The sequence below is a fragment of the Ketobacter sp. MCCC 1A13808 genome (genome assembly GCF_009746715.1).
Lineage (GTDB): Bacteria > Pseudomonadota > Gammaproteobacteria > Pseudomonadales > Ketobacteraceae > Ketobacter.
Map to the genome: position 1 here is coordinate 17,130 of NZ_VRKW01000006.1, position 22,664 is coordinate 39,793.

Below are 22,664 nucleotides of genomic sequence, written 5' to 3' on the forward strand. Positions count from 1 at the left end.
GTCTCGTTGAAACAAACACGACAAGACTAATGCAGAGTGCGTGCCAACTTCATAAACCGCTGTTTTATAAGAAAAATGTTCGATAAGCCGATATTCCGAATCAAAGTAGTGTAAATTACTCCGACGATTGCAGCCCTCAAGCCGGTTAAAAAGCGAACTAATTTAACACCCTGGCGAACAACCGAAGGGAGCAAAAAGTGAGTGCACGAGCACCATTTATTCTTAAAAAGAATTTACGCTTTTCCTGAATAGCGCTTCCGTATATTCTTATAACCATTCAACAATTGAAGGGCGTTCCACGCATCCACATTGAACGAGACCGAAACAACACATCAACTAAAACTGGAGCCAGCAGATTCCAGCCGCCTTGCCAGGTTGTGTGGTCAATTTGACGAACACCTGCGCCAAATCGAAGATAAACTCGAGGTACAAATCAAAAACCGGGGCAACACGTTTCAGCTCACCGGACACCCGAGTCGCGTCAAAAGTGCGTGCGATGTACTCAAAGCTCTCTATAAAGACACCCATTCGGACCAGTACCTGAGCGCCGACGATGTTCACCTTCTGCTGCGGGAGTCATTGATGGATTCCGACCTCCCGGAAACACCCTTGAACCCCGGTGAAGTGGACCATGAAGCTGCGGAGTTGACTATTCGCACCCGAAAAGGGCTGATAAAACCACGCGGCGATAATCAGAAGGCGTATGTGCGGCAAATTTTCCGCAATGATATCAACTTCGGCATTGGACCGGCAGGTACGGGGAAAACCTATCTGGCCGTCGCCTGCGCTGTGGAAGCACTAGAGGCAGAAAAAGTCCGGCGAATTCTTTTGGTGCGCCCTGCAGTGGAAGCGGGTGAAAAGCTGGGCTTTTTGCCTGGTGATCTGGCAGAAAAAATCAATCCTTATCTGCGCCCGCTGTATGATGCACTCTATGAAATGCTCGGCTTTGAGCGGGTCGCCAAATTCATTGACCGGCAGGTGATTGAAGTCGCTCCCTTGGCTTATATGCGCGGACGTACGCTGAATAATGCATTTATCATTCTGGATGAAAGCCAGAATACCACCCGAGAACAAATGAAAATGTTCCTGACCCGGATCGGTTTTGGCTCCAAAGCGGTCATCACCGGAGATTACACGCAGATCGATTTGCCACGTGGTACCAAGAGTGGCTTGGTTCATGCTATGGAAGTGTTAAACGAAGTGAATGGCATTGGCTTTTCTCACTTTGAATCCCGGGATGTAGTGCGGCATACACTGGTGCAACGTATCGTTGAAGCCTATGACAAATTCGAATCCACATTACCGGACAATGAACTGAATCATGGCAGATAAGATCGATCTTGATATTGATCTGCAGCTGGCCAGTGCAGAAGACAATCTGCCCACCGAGGACCAAGTGAATCAATGGGTCACCACCTCGCTGCAGGCTGTTCATTACAAAACACCCCCGGATCTCACAACCGAGTTGACACTCAGAATAGTGAATCAGGAAGAAAGCCGGTCAATGAATAAAAGTTACCGCAATAAAGATTATGCGACCAATGTCTTATCGTTTCCTTTTGAAGGTCCGGAAGGCATTCCGCTGGCATTACTGGGGGATCTGGTGATTTGTGCTCCGGTAGTAAAACAGGAATCACAGGAGCAACACAAACCCCTGCAACATCATTGGGCTCACATGGTGGTCCACGGTACTCTTCACCTGCTGGGTTATGATCATATGGAAGCGGCAGAAGCCGACGAAATGGAAGCGTTAGAGGTGCAAATCCTGAAACAATTGGATATTGCAGACCCCTATCAGAATTATCACGAAACTTAGGAGAGACATTCGTCATCATGAGCGACGATCACAGTCGTAACGGTTCACAAGGTAAAAGCTTGCTGGACAAAATCGCAAATTTTTTATCGGGTGAACCGCAAAACCAATCAGAGGTCCTCGAAATACTGACCAGTGCTCATCGCAGTGGATTGGTTGACTCAGAAGCGTTGGGGATTTTTCAGGGAGCATTGCAGGTTTCAGACATGCAAGTGCGCGAGATTATGATTCCGCGCGCCCAGTGCATCATTATCAATGCTGGTGCAAAACCCGAAGAATATTTGCCTCCGATTATTGAATCAGCGCATTCGCGTTTTCCGGTTTATGGTGATTCAAGCGATGACATCATTGGCATATTGCTGGCGAAAGATTTGCTGGATCTGGCCTACAAAGGCAAGCTGGAAAAAACGCCGTTAAAGGATCTGATCCGTCCTGCGACACTGGTTCCTGAAAGTAAGCGCCTGAATGTATTGCTCAAGGACTTCCGCCAGTCCCGCACCCATATGGCGATCGTGGTAAATGAGTACGGCAAAATGTCCGGCCTGGTTACGATCGAAGATGTGCTTGAACAGATAGTGGGTGAGATCGATGACGAACACGACTTCGACGATGAGTATATGATCAAGCAAGCTGGCAGCAATGAGTTTGTGGTCAAGGCGGTTACGCCAATCGATGAATTCAATGAGCATTTTTCAACAGCGTTCAATGAAGACGAATACGACACCATCGGCGGCATTGTGCTCAGCCATTTCGGGCACTTGCCCAAACGCGAGGAAAGCGTCAACATTGGCAAATATCATTTCACGGTGCTGAATGCTGACAACCGCGCTATCCGACTGTTGAAGGTTAGTCAAAACCACCATTAACTAATTCGTATAAAAACCCACATGACTTTAAAGACCTCCATTAGCGCGGGCGCCAAGGGCGCCGTGCTGGCCTTTGTTGCCGGCGCGCTCTTCCCCCTGGGTTTAGCGCCGGTTGGTGCCTGGCCGATCATCCCGGTTTCCCTGGCATTGCTGTTGTTTGTATTAGAGGGTCAGACCTCAAGTGTGGTGTTTCGCAGAGCGCTGATATTCGGTCTTGGTTTCAACGGCGTCGGGGTATCCTGGGTATTCGTCAGTATCCACTATTTTGGCGGCACGCCCGCCTGGCTCGCCGCAATCGGCACCGGGGCCTTTATCTTGACGCTGAGCCTGGTTTTCTTTGCGGTGCCGTTCTGGTTCGCACGGAAGCTCAGAATCGACCACTACGCCATAATCAGTTTCCCAGCCCTGTGGGTGGCAATCGAATGGAGTAAAAGCTGGTTCCTCAGTGGCTTCCCCTGGCTATGGGCAGGGTACGGATTTGTCGACTCCCCCTTCGCCGGGCTCGCACCTATTTCCGGAGTACTGGGCCTCAGTTACATGTCAGCCCTGTGCGCCGTTTTTTTGCGTTTCATGGTTTTGCGCCAACGCACTATTCGTATTGCTTCGGCCTGCGCCCTTGGCGTTTTATTAATTGTTTGCTGGGGATTGAACACGATTACCTGGACCACGCCGGATGCCACCAACCTTCGTGAGGTCGCTCTGGTTCAGGGGAATATTCCGCAGCAACAGAAATGGGATCCGGCCTACCGGCAAAAGATCTTTGACACCTACAGCAGTTTGACGGAGCAGTCCTGGGACGCGAATATTATCTTGTGGCCAGAGGCCGCGTATCCGGTTTTTTATCATCAGGCGTTGAATTTTATTACTAAGCTGGACATTAAAGCCACCGATAACAACGTTGCTATTATAAGTGGTATTGCACGCTGGGAACCCCAGGACAACGGCGAACAGCATAATTACAACTCCATCTTTGTGATCGGCGATGGGGACGGTGTTTACAACAAACAAAAGCTTGTCCCGTTCGGCGAATACGTGCCACTGGAAGGCCTAATGCGCGGTTTGATTCCTTTCTTTAACCTACCGATGTCGAGCTTTAACGCGGGCGACAAGGATCAAGCACCGTTGTATGCAACCGGTCTCAGTTTCGCAGCTTTTATCTGCTATGAAATTGTCTATCCCGAATTGGTCAGAAAAGAGGCCAAGAATAAAGATTTTCTGGTAACTATCAGCAATGACGCCTGGTTCGGACACTCATGGGGTCCACTTCAGCATTTTCAAATGGCGCGGATGCGCGCATTGGAAACAGGAAAATACATTGTGCGGGGCACCAACAATGGCATTACCGCCATTATTGATCATCATGGCAATGTACGATCACGCTTACCGCAGTTCGAGCAAGGTATTTTGAAAGGTGAAATCTATTCTACCGTAGGGGTTACACCCTTTGTTCGTATCGGCCAATGGCCACCGGTTGCGTTGGCCCTGATTTCATTGATTCTGGGCGCAGCTCTGAGCCATCGTCGCGCGCAAAAAATCACAAATGAAAATCGCACCGGACAGCGATGAAACAATCAGTAGTCAAGCCCATAGACGGCTTTCAAGGCCGCTCCTCTATATGTTAGCTGCCGGGTAAGGTATCCTTGGTGCAGACCAAACCAATCGAATCCAGGCCCTGAAACCCATTCGTTCCACTCAGTGGCCCACCACTAATTCCGAGAGTTTTTTGATGGAAGACATGTACCACCCCCAGGACATCGAAGCTGAAGCACAGCGTTACTGGGAACAACACAAAAGTTTTGACGTGACGGAGCAAGCCGGAAAAGAAGCCTACTATTGCTTATCCATGTTCCCCTACCCCAGCGGCCGATTACACATGGGCCATGTGCGCAATTACACCATTGGCGACGTCATTAGCCGCTTCCAGCGCATGCAGGGGAAGAATGTAATGCAACCGATGGGCTGGGATGCTTTCGGCCTGCCTGCAGAAAATGCCGCCATCAAAAATAACGTCGCGCCGGCAAAGTGGACCTACCAAAACATTGAGTATATGAAAGGCCAGCTAAAACGGCTGGGGTTCGGATACGACTGGAATCGCGAACTGGCTACCTGCCGCCCGGAATACTATCGCTGGGAACAATGGTTCTTCACTCAGCTTTATGAAAAGGGCCTGGTCTATAAAAAAATGGCGACCGTCAACTGGGACCCAGTAGACCAGACTGTCCTGGCCAATGAGCAGGTGATTGATGGCCGCGGTTGGCGCTCCGGCGCATTAGTGGAACGCAAAGCAATTCCGCAGTGGTTCGTAAAAATCACAGACTACGCGGAAGAGTTGCTCAACGACCTGGACAAACTGGAGCACTGGCCGGAACAGGTCAAAACCATGCAACGCAACTGGATTGGGCGTTCGCAAGGTGTGGAACTGGCCTTTGCTATTCCCGGCAATGAGTCGCTTGAGGTCTATACCACCCGTCCAGACACCCTGATGGGGGTAAGCTATTTGGCAGTGGCTGCGCAGCACCCGCTGGCCCGGCAAGCCGCAGAGAACAGCACGGATATCGCCTCCTTTATCGAATCCTGCAGTCACAATAAAGTGGCCGAGGCCGATATGGCGACCATGGAAAAGAAAGGTATTTTCACCGGAGTGATGGCCGTACATCCCATTAGCGGCGAGGAAGTTCCCGTCTGGATTGCTAACTTCGTTTTGATGGACTATGGCTCCGGCGCGGTCATGTCAGTGCCGGCACACGATCAACGGGATTACGAATTTGCTCAACAGTACCAATTACCCATCCGTCAGGTCATTGCCCCCGCCGACAAAGATGCCGTTATTGATTTACAAACCGCCGCCTTCACCGAAAAAGGCAACCTGATCAACTCCGGTGATTTCGATGGCCTGAGCTCAGAGCAAGCCTTCGAAGCGATTGCTAACTGGCTTACCGAAAACAACAAAGGCAGAGTCAAAGTAAACTACCGCTTACGCGACTGGGGAGTTTCCCGGCAGCGCTATTGGGGCACACCGATTCCAATGATCAATCTGCAAGATGGTAGCGCCGTACCTGCCCCTGCCGAACTGCTACCGATACAACTGCCGGAAGACGTCACCATGGATGGCGTTCAATCACCGATAAAAGCAGACCCGGCATGGCGAAAAACGGAATTCAACAGCCAGCCTGCCGAGCGCGAGACCGACACGTTTGATACCTTTATGGAATCATCCTGGTATTACGCCCGTTACTGTAGCCCGAATGACACCACCCAGATGCTTGATCCGGAAAAAGCCAATTATTGGCTACCAGTGAATCAGTATATCGGTGGCATCGAGCACGCCATCCTGCATCTTTTGTATTCGCGTTTCTTCCATAAATTAATGCGCGACTTCGGCCTGGTAAAATGCGACGAGCCCTTTGAGCGCTTATTGTGTCAAGGCATGGTATTAGCGGATTGCTATTATCGTGAAGATGAAAAAGGCGGAAAAAACTGGTTCTCACCAACCGACGTACAAGCAGTCAAAGACGCAGCAACCGGTTTTATTTTGAAATCCGACGGTCAGCCGGTGTTACATGACGGCATTAGCAAGATGTCAAAATCGAAAAACAACGGCATCGACCCGCAAGTGATCATTGATCAGTACGGTGCGGATACCGTCCGTCTGTTTATGATGTTTGCAGCACCGCCGGAGCAATCACTGGAATGGTCAGACAGCGGCGTGGAAGGCGCCAACAAATTTCTACGTAAAATCTGGCGAATGGCTACAGCGCATATTCATCAGGGTGATGCACCGGCTTTGGATAAAACCGCGCTCAACAAACAGCAACAGGATTTACGCCGCAAGCTGCATGAAACCATCGCAAAAGTAAGCGACGATTACCAACGCCGCTTGACCTTTAACACCGCCATTGCCGCCGTAATGGAACTTAGTAATCATATGGCGAAGCTGGATGAAGACGGCAACCAAAGTCGCGCCCTGATGCGTGAAGCCATTGAAGCCTGTGTACAGATGCTGGCACCGATAACGCCGCACATCGCACATAAACTATGGCAAATGCTCGGCCATACCGACTCGATTCTGGACGCGGCGTGGCCAAAAGTAGATGAGAGTGCGCTCACTCGCGACACCCTACAAATGGCTGTGCAGGTGAACGGCAAAGTCAGGGCAACCATTGATGTTGGCGTTGACGAAGACAAACAGAGTATTGAAGACAAGGCGCTGAACAATGAAAATGTCCAAAAATTTACCGAAGGCAAGCACATTGCTAAAGTCATCGTCGTCCCCGGGAAACTGATCAGTGTTGTTGCTAAATAAGAAATTCATCCAGTCCCTTACGCTGATCAGTGCGATAGCGCTGATCAGCGCTTGCGGTTTTCAATTACGCGGTACCAACAATGCAATACAACACTCCTACTCCTCTATGCGTGTGGTCGACATGAGTGGTGATGAAGCCTTTAAGCAGGTGATGGAGCAAACTCTGGAAGGCTCCGGAGTCGAAATCCGCGAGGAATCTGAAAATGTGCTGGAGATCATGAAGTCGGTTCCGACCCGCCGAACAGCATCTTACTCCAGTCGTGGTAAAAGTGCAGAATTCGAGTTGCTAAAGGACGTCTATTATCAGTTCAGGCGAGAGCAAGATCTGCTGATTGCCCCGACGACGATTCAAGCTCGACGCTCCTATTTATATCGGGAGACTGCTGCAGTCGGTAAAGCAGAAGAAGAAACCATGCTAAAAAACGAAATGGATATGGATCTGGCCCAGAGAATCATAATTTCGTTGCAACGCTCGGTTCAAGAGCCGGCTCAATGAAACTCCGAAGCAACCAGATTAAAGAACACTTTTCAAAAGGCAACGCGCTGCCCCTTTACATTCTCAGCGGAGATGAGGCTTTACTTTTGCAAGAGTGTGCAGATCAGTTGCGGTCAGAGTTTCGTAAACAGGGCTTCAGCGAGAGAGAGCGATTCAATGTAGATGCGGGCTTCGACTGGAATGCTCTACTGCAGGCTGGCAACAGCATGTCGTTGTTTGGTGATCGTAAAATACTGGAAGTTCGTCACGACAAACCCAAGTTTGATGATAAAGCAAAAAAGGCACTGGTAGAGTACGCCGAAAATCCCAACCCTGATAATGTGCTGCTGTTAATCATTCCGAAAATGGATAAAAAGTCGCAGAACACCAAATGGTTTCAGAAGCTGGAAACCGCCGGAGCGATGATTCAGGTGTGGCCAATAGAATTGAATCAATTTCCCCAATGGGTCCACCAGCGCATGCGCGGTGCTAACCTTGAACCGAGCCGCGATGCTGTCCAGCTTTTAGCTCAGCGGGTGGAAGGTAATCTACTGGCGGCGGCGCAGGAAGTCGATAAGTTAGTACTGCTGATGGGGGAAGGCCCCGTCGAGGTAAGCGACATTGAAAATGCCGTCGCCGATCATGCTCGCTACAGTCTGTACGAGCTGGTTGATGAAGCCTTGAAAGGCAACTGCTCCCAAGCAACGAAAATGCTCAACCACCTACGTGCCGGTGGCAGCGAGCCCAGTGTTATATTGTGGGCCTTTAGTAACGAAATCCGCAAATTGGCTGGCATGAGCCAGCTCATCAATAACGGTATGGCGCCAGCTCGGGTGATGCAGGAATACAGGATCTGGGACACCAAAAAAAGCATTATCCAAAGCGCTCTGCAACGCATACCCGCTAACGGTTTCAAGCATTGCTTGCTGGAAGCGGCCCGCATTGACCGAACCATCAAAGGCATCGGTCACGGCAACCCATGGGATGGTTTCAATAATTTGATACTTTGGCTTTCGGGCAGCATACAGCCAGGCAAAATGGCATTAGACAGCTAGTCCCCTCCCCATTTCTCCGATGTCCTTTTTTTGAAATAACCAACCCCCCTTTATGGTTTAACATCCTCTCTGCCAAGTTAATGAAAAGCACGACACTCTACATACTGAAGACAATATGCAGGAGGATAATGCGACATGGCTAGAAATCACTCGCGCAAACTATGGCTAAAGTCATATCAAAGAAAGCGACGTAATTTCAGATTTAGGAGAATGAATATGAAATCCATTTCCCGGCGCGACCTTGAAGCGATGCACGATGACGTTCACAGGGATTTTTTATTGGTTAACGTTCTGCCCAAAGACACATTCAATCGGCTTCATATCCGAACATCCGTCAATGTACCGGTAGATAACGCCTCTTTCGAAACAATGATGGAATATGTGGCTGGCAGCAAACATCGTGAAATTGTTCTCTACTGCGCGAGCTTTAACTGCCCAGCCTCTACCGAGGCAGCTGAAAAGCTGGAAAAAGCCGGCTTCACAAGCGTCTACGACTATGAAGGTGGAACCCAGGACTGGATGCAACACAAATCCGCAGCTTAAGGAGCTTATATGAGTGACCAACTACATAATATCAAAGTCGCCTTCCTCGCCACCGACAATTTTGAACAGGTGGAACTCACGCAACCGTGGCAGGCCATATTAGACGAAGGTGGAATTCCCGAGCTGATCTCCCTTAGTTCAGGGCAGATCAAAGGTTGCCACCACGATCAGCCCGGAGATACCTTTCGGGTCGACAAAACCATCAAAGAGTGCGCAATCTCGGACTATGCCGGACTGGTATTGCCCGGTGGTGTTTTTAACCCGGATGCACTCAGGACTCATGCAGAAGCCGTACGTATGGTTCAGGAATTTGTCTATACGCAAAAGCCGGTCGCTGCAATTTGCCATGGGCCCTGGTTATTGGTGGAAGCCGACGTCGTGCGAAACCGCACTGTCACTTCCTGGCCTAGCTTGCAAACCGACATCAAAAATGCGGGCGGCACCTGGGTCGACGAAGAAGTCGTTGCAGACGATGGCATTATCACCAGCCGTAAACCGGAGGATCTGGACGCCTTTTCCGCGCATCTAATCGAAGCACTCTTTTCCGTTGCGAACCCTGGCAAGAAAAGTCAATCCACCCCGGTTGTCGAAACAGCGTCGTAGCGCTCTTGTTAAATTAATATAACACACCAGGGCTGCGGCAGCCCTGGTGTCGAACGTTCTTCCGTTTATTTCGAAGCTGGATTCAGGCGTTCTGGGATTCGCGCGTTGTCAAGTCGGTCTCAGCTTGTCTTTCCGATGTATTACTTTCAGAACCATTGAGCGTGCCACTGTGCAAGACCAAATCCGGATGAGCGCGATTTACCGTGGTTTTAACCGTGTTGACGTTCTGCTCTTCAACATCGACCAGCATCAAAATTTGCCCCGCATCCAATGCATCTTCAAACTCTGCAGCAAAATCGCTATTGGTCACGCTGACGCCCACCAAACTGGAAGACCAGCTTCCCACCGCTACACCCGCGACGGACAAGGCTGCAATGGCACCCCCCGCAGCGATCAATCCCAACGGATAAACCACGACTGCTCCCAGACCTGCAAACAACCCCACCGCGCCGCCGGTCAAAGCACCCCGCTTCGCTGCATGAGCGACATCGGACGACTCCAACACGCCCGCTTCGGGAATTTCGTCCGCTAACGGATACTTATCCCGCCGGGCTACTGCATGGATAGCCGGGTCTTTTATACCGGCACGATGCAAATCTTCTGTGATTTTCTCGGCTGCCATCTCGTCTGGCACTAAAAAAAAGATTCGTGTTGTCATAGCGTTCCTCCTTCCATGTGACTATCACCTTACGGACGTTGCATAATTCACACCAGAAGAGGAAATCTCAAACCAACGCGCACGAACCTGGAAGATGCGTTTATTTTCTACAACAAAGACAAGTTTTTGCACAAAAGCGATGCCATGCATCGGCTGGTTGGTAACGCCCACCCCACCGGTTCGTAGGTTTTACAATCTCCCTTTAAAAAATATTGTTATTCTTACACTCCACTCTCGCATCACCCTTAGAGAACTGGCGAATCACGGCGCAATGCGCTTAGTGTTCTTTAATTGAAATGACCAAGCAACTCCGTGCTGAATCGCAAGCAGCCGGCGGTGTGCGTCTGTACCGACAACCCAGTCCGAAGCTGGCATGAATCCCGCTATAACTTTAATGGCGACTCCACCCCAGAGATCTAAAACCGGATATCGAACCCGGATAATGGTCTTATCTTTTTTGCGACAGGTTAGCAATGAGCGGTACAACATCCCGACACTTCAGTTTCGAATCAACCGGGTTTAACGCCCGATTATGGCAACACAACACAGATCACTCAGAACGCTTTCGATCTGCGGACAGACATATCACCTTTTTATTTTTTCTGGCAGGTGCACATGCCACCAGGCTGTCCAAAACTGGCGACTCTCCACCTTGCGGAGGACCGGGACAAGCCGTGATTATCACAGATAATGAACTCTATAGGTGGTATTGCGAAGGCCCTATGGTCTATTTAGCAATATCCATGTCAGACACACTGGTGGACAGCGTCGATACTGCTTCGAACGCGCCTTTGATTAAACGAGCCGTTGCTTCTTCTATCTGGTTTTTAGATGATTGCGGGCTGGCGCAAATAGCTATCCAGATTGCATCGCAAGTCGTTAATGACGTTGAAGAGCGAAGACATCTAAATCACTCACCGCTACACAAACTTTGGGCCGGCCGCATCTGGAATTGCTCATCCCGACGCTTATTTGATGCGAAATACGGATTATTGAACAGGGACGACAGTGATGGGAGCTTACTGAACGAAATTGCAGGGCGAATTGATCAACGGGTTTCTGAGCCTATTTCCGTTCCACAATTAGCATCGGAGTTTTCGTTTTCGAAACGCCACTTTACAAGAATCTGTCTTTCTTCTGTAGGCCAGACACCTCACCAATTTGTATTAAGCAGGCGACTTTTAAGAACGCGCGAACAACTGTACACGAGAAAAAATTCCCTTGCAGAAATAGCATTACTTTCCGGGTTCGCTTCTCAAAGCCATATGACCAGTACTTTTCATAAGAGATTAAAAATGACGCCTCTACAGTATCAAAGGGCGTTAAAAGATATCACACTTGATCAAGACTGATGTACATCGGACCGAGTCATTGAACCCGTGTGATTAGCAAAACAGAGAGGCCTTTATTTGGTCCGCCTTCCTACCGGGTCAAAGCGTCGCGACAATTTCATCGCTGAAGCCATGCAGGTAAGTTTTAACTTTCTTCTTTTGTTCCATTGTTTTTACGTGAACCAAAAGCATCCAGCGGCGCTGATTGGTGACATCCCGTGAAAAATTTATCAAGCGATCATGGTCCGGACGTAAGCTGATAAGTCCACCCAACAACAACCCCCCTACCAAGCCCAACGCAAGCACGATAAAGGTGGTGTAATAGGGGCTGAATACCACCATCGGTATCTGCGTTTGATGCATCCAGGTTACAACACCGCCCCCGGCCACCAACCCGACGAGCCCCATAGTGACATGAGATCGAATAATGGTATTTTTGATTTCTTCCCCCTCCGGTTCCAACTTTTTTTCCAGTGCCCGATCTTTCGGTTTAAGAATTTCTATGTTCTCGAACCTGATCCCTATCTCCTCTTCCAGCTTGTCTGCAGCCAACTCTGCTTTTTCCACAGAATCGAATGCCGCGCCCACTTTACCCGGATATTTTTCGGCGATAACAGCTTGCTTTAACATGGCACACCTCCTGCTTAGCTTCGTTTAGTACTACGTTCCCAGACCAAAAGTTCCAACTGGGCCAGGAATACAGCTCCATCTGTTACATAAGAGAAAAGCAAGTCACGGGCCACCCCCCTCACATTCCCACCTAAACTTATGAAAACCGTAGAGAATTGGCTTAATTGTCGGCACAATCTGTTGGCTTGATAATCAATTTTCTTGAAAGGGTTACAAGCAACTTATGCAATTCCGGTAAAAATCGGCCATCCGTGCGCCTCTCACTCTCACTGATACGTTCGGATTTGTAATACACTTGAACTAGAATTTGGGGAATATCAGAGTTGGACGTTTCTAAGATGCACAGATTATTTTTACTATTTGGGGTGTTGGTCATCACGGGCTGCTCCACATTGCTGGCAAGTCAGTGGGATCGATTGTATGGAAAAAGTGATCCGGCGCATTTCGATAAAGCGACTACACAGACCACCGGAAGCAATGCTGTCAACTATCTCAAAGACGTCAAACCCATCCTGGATCAACGCTGCGTCGTATGCCACTCTTGCTACGATTCACCGTGCCAGTTGAAATTGGGGTCGTACGCTGGCATTACCCGGGGTGCGACCAAAGCACCTGTATACGATGGTGAACGCCTGCTTGCAGCGGATTTGACCCGACTGTTTCAGGATGCCAGTAGCAACCAGGAGTGGCGAGAAAAAGACTTTTTTCCGGTGCTGAATGAACGCGTTAATACGCCAGAAGCCAATATTAACGCCAGCATATTGGCTCATATGTTGTTATTGAAACAACAGCACCCGTTGCCTCAACAGAATCTACTGCCCGACAGCTTTAAATTTACCTCATTAGATGATCAGCAATGCCCGGACCTGAATGAACTGGCTGCGTACGAAAAAAGCAACCCGCTTTGGGGGATGCCCTATGCCTTACCTGCAATCAGCCCCGACCAACACAAAACCCTGATGCTGTGGTTATCACAAGGCGCCACAGGTGAAGAAAGCGGGCGTACGTCACCTGAATTGCAAACCCATATAGACAAGTGGGAAGCATTTTTTAATCGGTCATCGTTAAAATCCCAGGTGGTGAATCGATACATGTATGAACACCTGTTTCTGGCAAGTCTCTATTTTAATGAAAACAGCAATCCGGTTTATTACGAATTAGTGCGATCAAGTACTCCGCCCGGACAGCCCATCAAACGAATTAATACCCGTCGCCCCTACGATGACCCGGGGGTAGAACATGTCTATTACCGGCTGCAGGAACAACGTGAAACTCCAGCGCTTAAAACCCATATGCCCTACTTACTGGATGACAGCAGAATGGCTCGGTGGCACACGCTGTTTTATACCGAGGATTATACCATTACCGAAAAACCCAGCTACGACATCGGCAAAGCATCCAATCCGTTTATCACCTTTAAAGAGATTCCAAGCAGTGCTCGCTACCGTTTTATGCTGGAGGAGGCTCAGTTCACCATAATGGGCTTTATCAAAGGGCCGGTTTGCCGTGGCAATCTTGCACTCAACGTGATCAATGATCATTTTTGGGTGACGTTTCTGTCACCGGCTGCCGAATCCGCCATCTTCAGTGATCAGTTTCTACTGGATAATGTCAACCAATTAGAACTCCCCGCCGAAGCCAGCAGCAGCTCCGGAATACTCAATCTAATCAGTTACGCGGCCGATGAACGGAAATTTTTTGATGCTATGGTTGAACAGATCAATCAGAAGCTGGACGGGGGTTTTAAAATCGACCTTGATCTGCTTTGGGACGGCGATGGCAGCAATGACAACGCAGCCCTCACTATTTACCGTCACAGCGACAGCGCTACCGTTATCAAAGGTCTTCACGGGGATAAACCGCAATCTGCCTGGGTCATTAGTTACCCTCTTTTGGAACGCATTCACTATTTGTTGGTGGCCGGTTTCGATGTTTATGGCAATGTTGGACACAACCTCAACACACGCATCTATATGGACTTTTTACGTATGGAAGGCGAGTTTAATTTTATTACGCTGCTACCCGTTGGATACCGCACCGAAGTCCGAAACCACTGGTATCGTGGATCCGTTAATACGGTAAAAGAAAAGATATTTGATGCTGCCAAGGTCTACAAGGGTAAGTCGTCCGTTAATTATCAAACTCAACAGCCCCTGGATGAGCTCTACTTAAAGTTACGGGACAAGCTGGCTCCGGTTCTGAACCGCACGCACGACGCTGGGCAGGGTCAACTAACCGGAGAAGCCAGGGAAGCTATATTGGATCTCGATCAGGTAGCGGGCATCGCCGCCTCTCTCATGCCACAAGTCACCATTCTGGAGGTGGCTGATGAAAAAAAAGGGGCTAGCAATTACTACACCCTTTTGAGCGATAGCGCCTTCACCAATATTTCGTACTTATTCGATGAAGAGGACCGTCGCCTTCCCCAGGAAGATACTTTAACCGTCGGCTATGGGATTATCGCAGCCTACCCCAACTTATTTCTTCGAGTACCCCAGGCGCAAATGAGAAATTTTGTGGACCGGGTAAACTCATTACGATCTGCGAAAGACTATACCGCGCTGTTGGATGAGTTCGCGATTCGTCGCACATCAGAGCAATTTTGGGAGTTCAGTGACCGACTGCACAAGCATAACTTTCTTGAGTGGCCAGTGGAATTTGCGTTAATGGACTACAACCGTCTAGACAACAAGTAAATAAAAAGCCGCAGCACGCTAAAAGCTGTCTGCGGCTTTCTCGATTAAAGGTCTATTGAGTAACTATTGAGTAACGACCCTTTTTGCTGTCGGCTCTTTGATAAAAGCAAACGTTGCGCCTTCATTTTTCCCCAGCTCAGACTGCTTGAGGTTTTGCATCGTGTTGAAAGGCATTTCATAGGTAAACATGTCCAATAACCAGCCCTGGACATTACCGCCCGGGTCAAAATCGGAAACATACGCCACTTCCACCATGCCCTCCTCTTTCGGAGTCAGCACCCATTCCGCTTCCAAAGAGGGACTGCGAATCATCCGTTCATCTTCACTCACGTATTGCGGCTCTGATAACACTTTCTTGGTTACTACTAAGGTGTCGGGATCTTGATCCCACTTTGAATACCACACACTATCCCGGTCACGCTCGGGCCAGGGTGAATCAATTACGGTATATGTCAGCGTTTCCTGCTCGTTAATGTCTTTTAATTTTTCCACTTTGGACACTTTATCCATCCAAGCAGGAAAGCCACTCTGATCAGATAAAAAAGCCACCAGGCTGGATAAACTGGATTGCACCCGAGTCACCACCTTGACTTGCTTCAACGGTCCGGTATGAGACTCTTTCGTGTAGAGTTGAATATCGTTTTCGTCTTTATCCAGCTGCCAGTCGTCGGCGGCAAGAGATACCCCGGAAAACAACAAAACTGAGGACGTGACAATGACTTTAAAAACGCCCCTTTTTGCCAAGCTAACAGGTCGACCGAATGGCATAACCTTTCCCTCCCATTTATTTTTCTTCTAATACAAAGGCCTTTAGGGTACGCAATGGACTTCACAAACACAACTGTATTTTTTATAGCCAAATGTTAATAAAAAGGGAGCATAAAGCTCCCTTTTTATTAACACAATATCACCTAAACCAGTTTATCTTACTCTGGTTGGGTTTCACCCTGAGCGGCTTCAGCCACGGCTTCTTTTATGCTTAATTTAATGCGACCGCGATTGTCCACGTCCAGCACCTTCACAGACACTTCCTGACCTTCCTTCAGATAATCACTGACCTGATTGACTCTCTCTTCAGCGATCTGAGAAATATGGACCAAACCGTCGGTACCAGGCAAGATATTAACAAAAGCGCCGAAATCGACGATCTTGTTCACTTTACCCACATAAATTTTACCGATTTCAGCTTCTGCGGTGATGCCTTCAACCATTGAAAACGCTTTTTCTGCCGCTGCCTGGTTTTGACCATAGATGCGCACCTGACCATCATCACCGATATCAATTTCAGCACCGGATTCTTCACAAATGCTGCGGATCATGGCGCCGCCTTTACCGATGACGTCGCGGATTTTATCAGGATGGATCTTTATAGTTAAATAAACAGGCGCATCTTCGGAGATAGTACCTCGAGTCTGATTAAGGACTTTGTTCATTTCGCCCAGGATGTGCAATCGGCCTTCACGAGCCTGAGTCAGAGCTGCTTCCATAATCTCTTCGGTAATACCGGTGATTTTGATATCCATTTGCAGCGCGGTAATACCTTTCTCGGTACCCGCTACTTTGAAGTCCATGTCGCCCAAATGATCTTCATCACCCAGAATATCGGACAGCACCGCAAAGCGCTCACCTTCTTTAACCAGGCCCATCGCAATACCTGCAACCGGAGCCTTCAATGGCACACCTGCATCCATCAGGGCCAGACTGCTGCCACAAACCGACGCCATCGAAGAAGACCCGTTGGACTCTGTGATTTCCGACACTACACGAATAGCGTAGGGAAAATCAGCACCATCCGGCAGCATTGCCTGAATACCACGGCGCGCCAAGCGCCCATGACCTATCTCACGACGCTTCGGCCCCAGTTGAAAGCTGATTTCGCCAACACAGAATGGAGGGAAGTTGTAGTGCAGCATAAAAGGGTCGCTTTTCATGCCTTCGATTGAGTCGATATTCTGAGAATCACGCAAACTTCCCAGTGTAGCGGTTACGATAGCCTGAGTTTCACCTCGTGTGAACAAGGCAGAACCGTGCGTTCTGGGCATAACCCCCACTTCTACTGCAATCGGGCGAACGGTATTCAGTTCACGACCGTCAATACGAGGTTTGCCTGCCAACACGTTTTCACGCACGGTCACATATTCCAAGTGGTGAAATATGTCTTTAACCTCGGCTTCGGCCGGAGCTGTTTCCGAGTCAGCATCACACAGTGCGGCTACCACTTCTGAACGCAGTTCTCCTACCCGGGTATAACGGGCTTGCTTATCGTGAATCTGATAAGCTTCGTTCAGCTTATCGCCCAACTGGCTTTTAATCGCATCCGTTAGTGCTGTATTTTCTGCCGGTGCCTGCCAATCCCAAGCGGGTGTGGCCACTTCGGCAGCGAATTCCTTAATCGCAGTAACCGCAGTTTGCATTTCCATATGCCCGAACAGAACAGCACCCAACATCTGGTCTTCGGTGAGTTCCTGCGCTTCTGATTCCACCATTAATACTGCATCAGCGGTTCCGGCAACCACCAGGTCCAGCACTGAAGTTTCCTGCTGTTTGTAGTTCGGGTTAATGATGTACATGCCGTCGATATACGCAACTCGTGCAGCCGCGATGGGCCCCATGAAAGGCACGCCGGCAATCGTTAATGCAGCGGAAGCACCAATAATCGCTGCGATATCGGTATCCTGGGTTTTATCGGTCGACATAACCGTTGCAATTACCTGAACTTCGTTGGTAAAGCCATCAGGAAACAAGGGACGAATTGGCCGATCAATCAAACGTGAAGTCAGAGTTTCTTTCTCTGAAGGACGGCCTTCACGTTTCAAAAAGCCGCCGGGGATACGTCCGGCAGCGTAAAATTTTTCCTGGTAATTGACAGTCAAAGGGAAAAAACCAACACCCGGTGCCGCTTCTTTACGAGCGACAGCGGTTACCAAAACCGAACAGGAATCGGTTGTAACTACCACTGCCCCGGTAGCCTGACGCGCTACTTTGCCTGTTTCCAGTTTGTATTTCTGATCGCCGAATTGAAATTCTTTCGTTACCACTCTAAACATTATTCACCTTCCATTTCGAGACGCCGGCACAACTCGTGCTATTCCAGTCAATTAAATCTTGAAGCCGGAGTTTTACCAATAAGTTAGTCATCCGCTTAAACAAACACGGCACTTATCCGAAAATAAGTGCCGTGTTATCAAGCTTATTCAGTCGCAACCCCTGCGCAGGCCATAGCCAGCTTTGAGCGCGCTCCTGAATATCTGCCTAGCCAATGCTTCATTAACGACGCAGACCAAGTTTACCGATCAGAGCAGTGTAACGATCAAGATCCTTACGCTTCAGATAGTCCAGCAATTTACGACGCTGATTTACCATCCGGATCAGACCACGACGTGAATGGTGGTCTTTGTTATGCGCTTTGAAGTGACCCTGCAGCTGATTAATTTGTGCAGTCAGCAAAGCAACCTGCACTTCCGGAGAACCGGTGTCACCTGCTACCCGCTGGTGATCGGCTACAACTTTTGCTTTTTGTTCAGCATTCAATGACATTGTTTTTTCTCCAATATGCTTTTACGTTTAAAACCGGTCAAACCACGCATATTTACAGTTTGAAGGTTACAGATAAAACAACTAAGCGGTCTGCTAGTTGCAATTACTTATTAAACGCCGAGGGGCAACAAGACCATCGTCCTGCAATTCTCCGACGCCAATAAATTCTTCGTCCGGGCCGATCAATTTAACCCACCCATCCAGTGGTGCTCCGGGAACCTGCACCGGATTACCATTGCGCAGGTAGAAAGTGGAGCTTTCGCTTAACGTCAAACAAGGCCAATGATCGACACTGCTGCTTAACGGTAACAATAATTGATCCAGAGCCTGATGGCCCCCGAGTTCCAGTGTCTCGGACAACACCTCGACAGTCTTCGCTTGGCTTTCAACATAAGGGCCGGCCCAAGTGCGGCGCAATTCTACCACATGAGCAAGGTTCCCAATAGCCACCGCAATGTCTTCCACCAGATTACGGATATAGGTGCCTTTACTACAGGCAACAAATAAACTGAAATGTTCCGTATCAAAATCCAACAAGTCTAGCTGAACAATGTGAACCTTGCGCGCTTCCCGCTCAACTTCAAGCCCTTGTCGGGCCAATTTATAAAGCGGCTGCCCTTTATGCTTCAGGGCCGAAAACATAGATGGAACCTGCTCAATTCCGCCACGAAAGTCAGGCAATGTAGACTCCAGCAATTCCCGCGTTAAGCCATCAGTAGCACAACGCTCAACCACTTCGCCATCTGCGTCAGCGGTATTGGTTTTTTCACCCCATTTCGCTTTCACTACATAGGCTTTATCTGAATCGAGCAGGTACTGGGAAAACTTGGTCGCTTCACCGAAACACAAAGGCAACACCCCGGTTGCCAATGGATCCAGGCTGCCGGTGTGCCCCACTTTCGCGGCTCCGAACATGCGTTTTACCCGCTGCAGGATTTCATTAGAAGTACAGCCGCCTGGCTTATCGAGCACCAGAATGCCATCTACTTTACGGCCATTATTGCGTCGCCTACCCACACTCAGTCTCCGTTTTTCTGGTCCGGGTCAGAACTGCCTTGATGGCGAGCTTCATCTTCTTTCACGGCTTTATCAATCAACCGCGACATACGCGGTCCGTCAACAATCGTCCGGTCATAGTGAAATCGTAATCGGGGAATGGTACGCAACTGTATTCCCTTGGCCAGCATAGAACGAAGAAATCCGCTGGCATGGCCTAGCACACCCAACGCTTCGTCTACGCCATCCTCTTCGTCAATACCCATAAAAGTGACGTAGATATCCGCATACGCGAGATCTTTACTCACATTCACGCTATTAATCGTCACCATCCCGACTCTGGGATCTTTAATTTCCCGATGCAGCATCAGCGCTAGATCGCGCTGAATTTGATCGGCAATACGGTCGGTTCGGTTATAGCCTCGGGCTCCGTGACGCAATCCTGTACCCTCTTAAATACTACGCGCGACTTTCTTAACGCTAAAGACTTCGATCTTGTCGCCTTCTTTAACATCGTTGTAGCTCTTGACTGCTATGCCACATTCGATACCGGCGTTGACTTCCTGTACATCGTCTTTGAAACGTCGAAGGGATTCCAGCTCGCCCTGATAGATAACCACATCATCACGCAACACCCGGATCGGCTTGTTGCGGTACAGAGTACCTTCAATAACTTTACAACCGGCTACCGCTCCGAACTTGGATGACCGGAAGACGTCGCGCACTTCGGCAGTCCCCATTATTTCTTCACGTAGTTCAGGCGCAAGCAAACCGGACATAGCGTTCTTAACGTCTTCGATGATGTCATAGATAACACTGTAATAACGCAGCTCGATGTCTTCTTCCTGACATAATTTCCGCGCCGAGTTATCTGCCCGTACGTTAAAACCGATCACGACCGCACTGGATGTCAGCGCAAGATTGACATCCGATTCGTTAATACCGCCCACACCGGAGGAAACGATGTTCACCTTCACCTCATCGGTTGACAGATCCGTTAATGCCGTTTGCAGGGCTTCCAACGAACCACGTACATCGGTTTTCAATACGATATTGACGTAAGCACATTCGCCCGCGCCCATATTCTCAAACACGTTCTCCAGCTTCGCTGCTTGCTGACGGGTCAACCGGTTATGACGTAATTTCTTCTGGCGGAATTCAGCAACTTCACGAGCTTTTCGCTCATCAGGCACCACCTGGAATTCCTCACCGGCGTCCGGTGCGCCTGCCAAACCTAAAATTTCTACAGGGATAGATGGCCCGGCTGCGTCTACCTGCTTGCCGTTTTCATCCAGCATGGCTCTTACACGACCGTAATACTCACCGGCCAGCACCATGTCGCCCTGATTCAGGATGCCGTTTTGAACCAACAGACTGGCAACAACACCACGCCCTTTATCCACGCGAGACTCGATAACCATGCCTTGGGCTGCGCCCTCCGCGACGGATTTCAACTCCAGCAATTCAGCCTGTAGCAAGATCGCATCCAGTAAGGCATCGATGCCCTGACCGGTTAACGCAGACACTTCAACAAACTGAGTGTCACCACCCCACTCTTCGGAAATCACTTCCTTCTGAGATAAGTCCGACTTAACCCGTTCCGGGTCCGCATCTTCTTTGTCTATTTTGTTAACTGCAACGATAATCGGTACACCCGCTGCACGAGCGTGGTCAATTGCTTCCGCAGTTTGTGGCATCATGCCGTCGTCCGCTGCAACGACCAGAATAACAATGTCGGTACAGGAGGCACCGCGCGCCCGCATCTGAGTAAATGCAGCGTGACCCGGTGTGTCCAGAAACGTAATCATGCCGTGACCGGTTTCAACGTGATAAGCGCCGATGTGCTGAGTGATTCCACCTGCTTCACCTGCCGCCACCCGGGTTCTGCGGATGTGATCCAGCAAAGAAGTTTTACCATGGTCAACGTGACCCATAATAGTAACCACCGGTGCCCGGGCCGCCAGATCGCCTTCTTTCTGGCTATCTTCCAGATGCTCTACCAGTGAATCTTCAACCGCGTCCTCGCTGACTAATTTCAGGTTATGGCCGAATTCTTCAATGATTAATTGCGCAGTATCGCGGTCGATCGTCTGATTCATGGTCGCCATGATTCCGAGATTAAACAGGGATTTGACTACCGCTGCGCCTTTCACAGACATCTGTTGCGCCAGATCAGATACTGTTATTGATTCGCCTAATGCAACTTCACGCACAACCGGTCCTGTCGGGTTCTGGAACCCGTGTTTATTGACTCTGGATGCAACCCGCGAAATCGTCTTGCGTTCAGGCTGTTTGTCGCGGCCCTTTTTCTTCGGCACTTTACGTGCGCGCTTAGCTTGCCGAGCTTCTGCAGCCAGGCTGTCTTCGAACGCACGCTTAACAATGGCGTCCTTCTCTTCTTCCAACAACACTTCTTCTGTTTTGGTTTCAGAGCGACCTTCAAGTTCCTGAGCGATACGGCGAGCTTCTTCGAGAGTACGCTGACGCGCTTCCTCTTCCGCTTTCTTCCGAGCCTCATCACGTCGCTTAGCGTCTTCCGCCCGGCGAGCGTCTTCTGCTGCCTGCTCTTCAGGTGACAGCTCCGGCTTTTTGGGTGCCGCCTCTTTCTTCTCAGGTGCTGACTTTTTGGCAGACGATTTTTTCGATGCAGCGCCACCCGCAGCTGCCTTTTTCGCTTCGTCTTCGGCCTTCGCCTCTTCCAAGGCTTTTCTTTCAGCTTCCAGGCGGGCCTCATCTGCTTCACGCGTGGCCTCAGCTTCCTGCGCTTTCTTCGCTGCTTCGGCCTTGGCTGCTTCTTCAGCTAACCTGGCTTCTTCAGCCTTCGCAGCTTCCTCGGCTTCCACATCAGCACGTTTCACGTAGGTGCGCTTTTTACGAACTTCCACGTTTACTGTTTTGCTGCGCCCTTGAGAACCACTCACTTTGAGCGTACTGACGCTCTTGCGTTTCAGGGTAATCTTTTTGGGCCCGGCATCACTGCCACCATGCGAGCGCTTTAGATGCGCCAGCAGCTGTTCCTTCTCGTTATCTGACACAGCTTGCGCCGCATCTTTGTGAGTCAGCCCCGCGTCTTTCATTTGCTGCAATAGAGTCTCTACGGGAATTCCCACGACGTCTGCAAGCTGTTCGACGGTCACTTCTGCCATATCAGCGTTTCT

General features: G+C 49.5%; 19 protein-coding genes. 11 read left to right on the forward strand and 8 right to left on the reverse strand.

Annotated elements, in window-relative coordinates; all coding sequences use genetic code 11:
• The first annotated feature begins 309 nt into the window (after nucleotides 1-309).
• From FT643_RS12585 to FT643_RS12625, 9 genes are all read left to right on the forward strand, one after another.
• Nucleotides 310-1,332 carry a PhoH family protein gene (locus FT643_RS12585; RefSeq protein WP_156871761.1) on the forward strand — a complete coding sequence of 341 codons (1,023 nt, stop codon included), beginning with the start codon at nucleotides 310-312 and terminating at the stop codon, nucleotides 1,330-1,332.
• On the forward strand, nucleotides 1,322-1,816 hold the full coding sequence (ybeY, locus tag FT643_RS12590; RefSeq protein ID WP_156871762.1) for an rRNA maturation RNase YbeY: 495 nt from the start codon (nucleotides 1,322-1,324) through the stop codon (nucleotides 1,814-1,816). Before FT643_RS12585 ends, ybeY begins: the two co-directional genes overlap by 11 nt.
• A gap of 17 nt (nucleotides 1,817-1,833) precedes the next feature.
• Nucleotides 1,834-2,679 carry an HlyC/CorC family transporter gene (locus FT643_RS12595; RefSeq protein WP_156871763.1) on the forward strand — a complete coding sequence of 282 codons (846 nt, stop codon included), beginning with the start codon at nucleotides 1,834-1,836 and terminating at the stop codon, nucleotides 2,677-2,679.
• Between the two features lie 21 nt (nucleotides 2,680-2,700).
• Complete coding sequence (lnt, locus tag FT643_RS12600; protein ID WP_156871764.1) at nucleotides 2,701-4,245, forward strand: apolipoprotein N-acyltransferase; 1,545 nt, start codon at nucleotides 2,701-2,703, stop codon at nucleotides 4,243-4,245.
• 160 nt (nucleotides 4,246-4,405) lie between these two features.
• A complete protein-coding gene (gene leuS / locus FT643_RS12605; RefSeq protein ID WP_156871765.1) occupies nucleotides 4,406-6,982 on the forward strand; it encodes a leucine--tRNA ligase in 2,577 nt (858 codons plus the stop codon).
• Nucleotides 6,966-7,478 (forward strand): LPS-assembly lipoprotein LptE, encoded by a 513-nt coding sequence (locus FT643_RS12610; protein WP_156871766.1) that lies wholly within the window; start codon nucleotides 6,966-6,968, stop codon nucleotides 7,476-7,478. Before leuS ends, FT643_RS12610 begins: the two co-directional genes overlap by 17 nt.
• Complete coding sequence (gene holA, locus FT643_RS12615; protein ID WP_156871767.1) at nucleotides 7,475-8,512, forward strand: DNA polymerase III subunit delta; 1,038 nt, start codon at nucleotides 7,475-7,477, stop codon at nucleotides 8,510-8,512. Before FT643_RS12610 ends, holA begins: the two co-directional genes overlap by 4 nt.
• Nucleotides 8,513-8,728: 216 nt before the next feature.
• Nucleotides 8,729-9,055, forward strand: coding sequence for a rhodanese-like domain-containing protein (locus FT643_RS12620; protein ID WP_156871768.1), 327 nt, complete (start codon nucleotides 8,729-8,731; stop codon nucleotides 9,053-9,055).
• A 9-nt stretch (nucleotides 9,056-9,064) separates the two neighbouring features.
• Nucleotides 9,065-9,658 (forward strand): type 1 glutamine amidotransferase domain-containing protein, encoded by a 594-nt coding sequence (locus FT643_RS12625; protein WP_156871769.1) that lies wholly within the window; start codon nucleotides 9,065-9,067, stop codon nucleotides 9,656-9,658.
• A gap of 82 nt (nucleotides 9,659-9,740) precedes the next feature.
• Here the strand turns inward: FT643_RS12625 and FT643_RS12630 are convergent, their stop codons facing one another.
• Nucleotides 9,741-10,316, reverse strand: coding sequence for a DUF1269 domain-containing protein (locus FT643_RS12630; protein WP_156871770.1), 576 nt, complete (start codon nucleotides 10,314-10,316; stop codon nucleotides 9,741-9,743).
• Nucleotides 10,317-11,059: 743 nt separating this feature from the next.
• Here FT643_RS12630 and FT643_RS12635 point away from each other — a divergent pair.
• Nucleotides 11,060-11,668 (forward strand): helix-turn-helix domain-containing protein, encoded by a 609-nt coding sequence (locus tag FT643_RS12635; protein WP_198043512.1) that lies wholly within the window; start codon nucleotides 11,060-11,062, stop codon nucleotides 11,666-11,668.
• A 78-nt stretch (nucleotides 11,669-11,746) separates the two neighbouring features.
• Here FT643_RS12635 and FT643_RS12640 read toward each other — a convergent pair whose 3' ends face one another.
• Entirely contained in the window at nucleotides 11,747-12,277 is a 531-nt protein-coding gene (locus FT643_RS12640; protein ID WP_156871772.1) for a hypothetical protein, read from the reverse strand.
• 338 nt (nucleotides 12,278-12,615) lie between these two features.
• Here FT643_RS12640 and FT643_RS12645 point away from each other — a divergent pair, with 338 nt between their 5' ends.
• A complete protein-coding gene (locus FT643_RS12645; RefSeq protein ID WP_156871773.1) occupies nucleotides 12,616-14,973 on the forward strand; it encodes a fatty acid cis/trans isomerase in 2,358 nt (785 codons plus the stop codon).
• A 63-nt stretch (nucleotides 14,974-15,036) separates the two neighbouring features.
• Here FT643_RS12645 and FT643_RS12650 read toward each other — a convergent pair whose 3' ends face one another.
• The 6 genes from FT643_RS12650 to infB all read right to left on the reverse strand — a co-directional run bounded on the left by FT643_RS12650 (nucleotide 15,037) and on the right by infB (nucleotide 22,652).
• Nucleotides 15,037-15,741, reverse strand: coding sequence for an START domain-containing protein (locus FT643_RS12650; protein ID WP_156871774.1), 705 nt, complete (start codon nucleotides 15,739-15,741; stop codon nucleotides 15,037-15,039).
• A 158-nt stretch (nucleotides 15,742-15,899) separates the two neighbouring features.
• Nucleotides 15,900-18,020 carry a polyribonucleotide nucleotidyltransferase gene (gene pnp / locus FT643_RS12655; RefSeq protein ID WP_156871775.1) on the reverse strand — a complete coding sequence of 707 codons (2,121 nt, stop codon included), beginning with the start codon at nucleotides 18,018-18,020 and terminating at the stop codon, nucleotides 15,900-15,902.
• Nucleotides 18,021-18,240: 220 nt separating this feature from the next.
• Nucleotides 18,241-18,510, reverse strand: a complete 270-nt coding sequence (gene rpsO, locus FT643_RS12660) for a 30S ribosomal protein S15 (protein WP_156871776.1) — start codon at nucleotides 18,508-18,510, stop codon at nucleotides 18,241-18,243.
• Between the two features lie 93 nt (nucleotides 18,511-18,603).
• The gene (gene truB, locus FT643_RS12665; protein WP_317622021.1) at nucleotides 18,604-19,527 is read right to left on the reverse strand and encodes a tRNA pseudouridine(55) synthase TruB; all 924 of its coding nucleotides are present in this window, start codon (nucleotides 19,525-19,527) and stop codon (nucleotides 18,604-18,606) included.
• Nucleotides 19,528-19,529: 2 nt separating this feature from the next.
• On the reverse strand, nucleotides 19,530-19,946 hold the full coding sequence (rbfA, locus tag FT643_RS12670; protein WP_156871778.1) for a 30S ribosome-binding factor RbfA: 417 nt from the start codon (nucleotides 19,944-19,946) through the stop codon (nucleotides 19,530-19,532).
• 12 nt (nucleotides 19,947-19,958) lie between these two features.
• Nucleotides 19,959-22,652 carry a translation initiation factor IF-2 gene (infB, locus tag FT643_RS12675; RefSeq protein ID WP_156871779.1) on the reverse strand — a complete coding sequence of 898 codons (2,694 nt, stop codon included), beginning with the start codon at nucleotides 22,650-22,652 and terminating at the stop codon, nucleotides 19,959-19,961.
• Nucleotides 22,653-22,664: the final 12 nt, after the last annotated feature.

Bases quoted from the DNA above. Each gene is read 5' to 3' on its own strand.
- holA (WP_156871767.1), top strand. From the start codon at position 7,475: ATGAAACTCCGAAGCAACCAGATTAAAGAACACTTTTCAAAAGGCAAC.
- pnp (WP_156871775.1), bottom strand. From the start codon at position 18,020: ATGTTTAGAGTGGTAACGAAAGAATTTCAATTCGGCGATCAGAAATAC.
- leuS (WP_156871765.1), top strand. From the start codon at position 4,406: ATGGAAGACATGTACCACCCCCAGGACATCGAAGCTGAAGCACAGCGT.
- FT643_RS12650 (WP_156871774.1), bottom strand. From the start codon at position 15,741: ATGCCATTCGGTCGACCTGTTAGCTTGGCAAAAAGGGGCGTTTTTAAA.
- FT643_RS12625 (WP_156871769.1), top strand. From the start codon at position 9,065: ATGAGTGACCAACTACATAATATCAAAGTCGCCTTCCTCGCCACCGAC.
- rpsO (WP_156871776.1), bottom strand. From the start codon at position 18,510: ATGTCATTGAATGCTGAACAAAAAGCAAAAGTTGTAGCCGATCACCAG.
- infB (WP_156871779.1), bottom strand. From the start codon at position 22,652: ATGGCAGAAGTGACCGTCGAACAGCTTGCAGACGTCGTGGGAATTCCC.
- FT643_RS12635 (WP_198043512.1), top strand. From the start codon at position 11,060: ATGTCAGACACACTGGTGGACAGCGTCGATACTGCTTCGAACGCGCCT.
- FT643_RS12595 (WP_156871763.1), top strand. From the start codon at position 1,834: ATGAGCGACGATCACAGTCGTAACGGTTCACAAGGTAAAAGCTTGCTG.
- FT643_RS12620 (WP_156871768.1), top strand. From the start codon at position 8,729: ATGAAATCCATTTCCCGGCGCGACCTTGAAGCGATGCACGATGACGTT.
- lnt (WP_156871764.1), top strand. From the start codon at position 2,701: ATGACTTTAAAGACCTCCATTAGCGCGGGCGCCAAGGGCGCCGTGCTG.
- FT643_RS12630 (WP_156871770.1), bottom strand. From the start codon at position 10,316: ATGACAACACGAATCTTTTTTTTAGTGCCAGACGAGATGGCAGCCGAG.
- ybeY (WP_156871762.1), top strand. From the start codon at position 1,322: ATGGCAGATAAGATCGATCTTGATATTGATCTGCAGCTGGCCAGTGCA.
- FT643_RS12640 (WP_156871772.1), bottom strand. From the start codon at position 12,277: ATGTTAAAGCAAGCTGTTATCGCCGAAAAATATCCGGGTAAAGTGGGC.
- FT643_RS12645 (WP_156871773.1), top strand. From the start codon at position 12,616: ATGCACAGATTATTTTTACTATTTGGGGTGTTGGTCATCACGGGCTGC.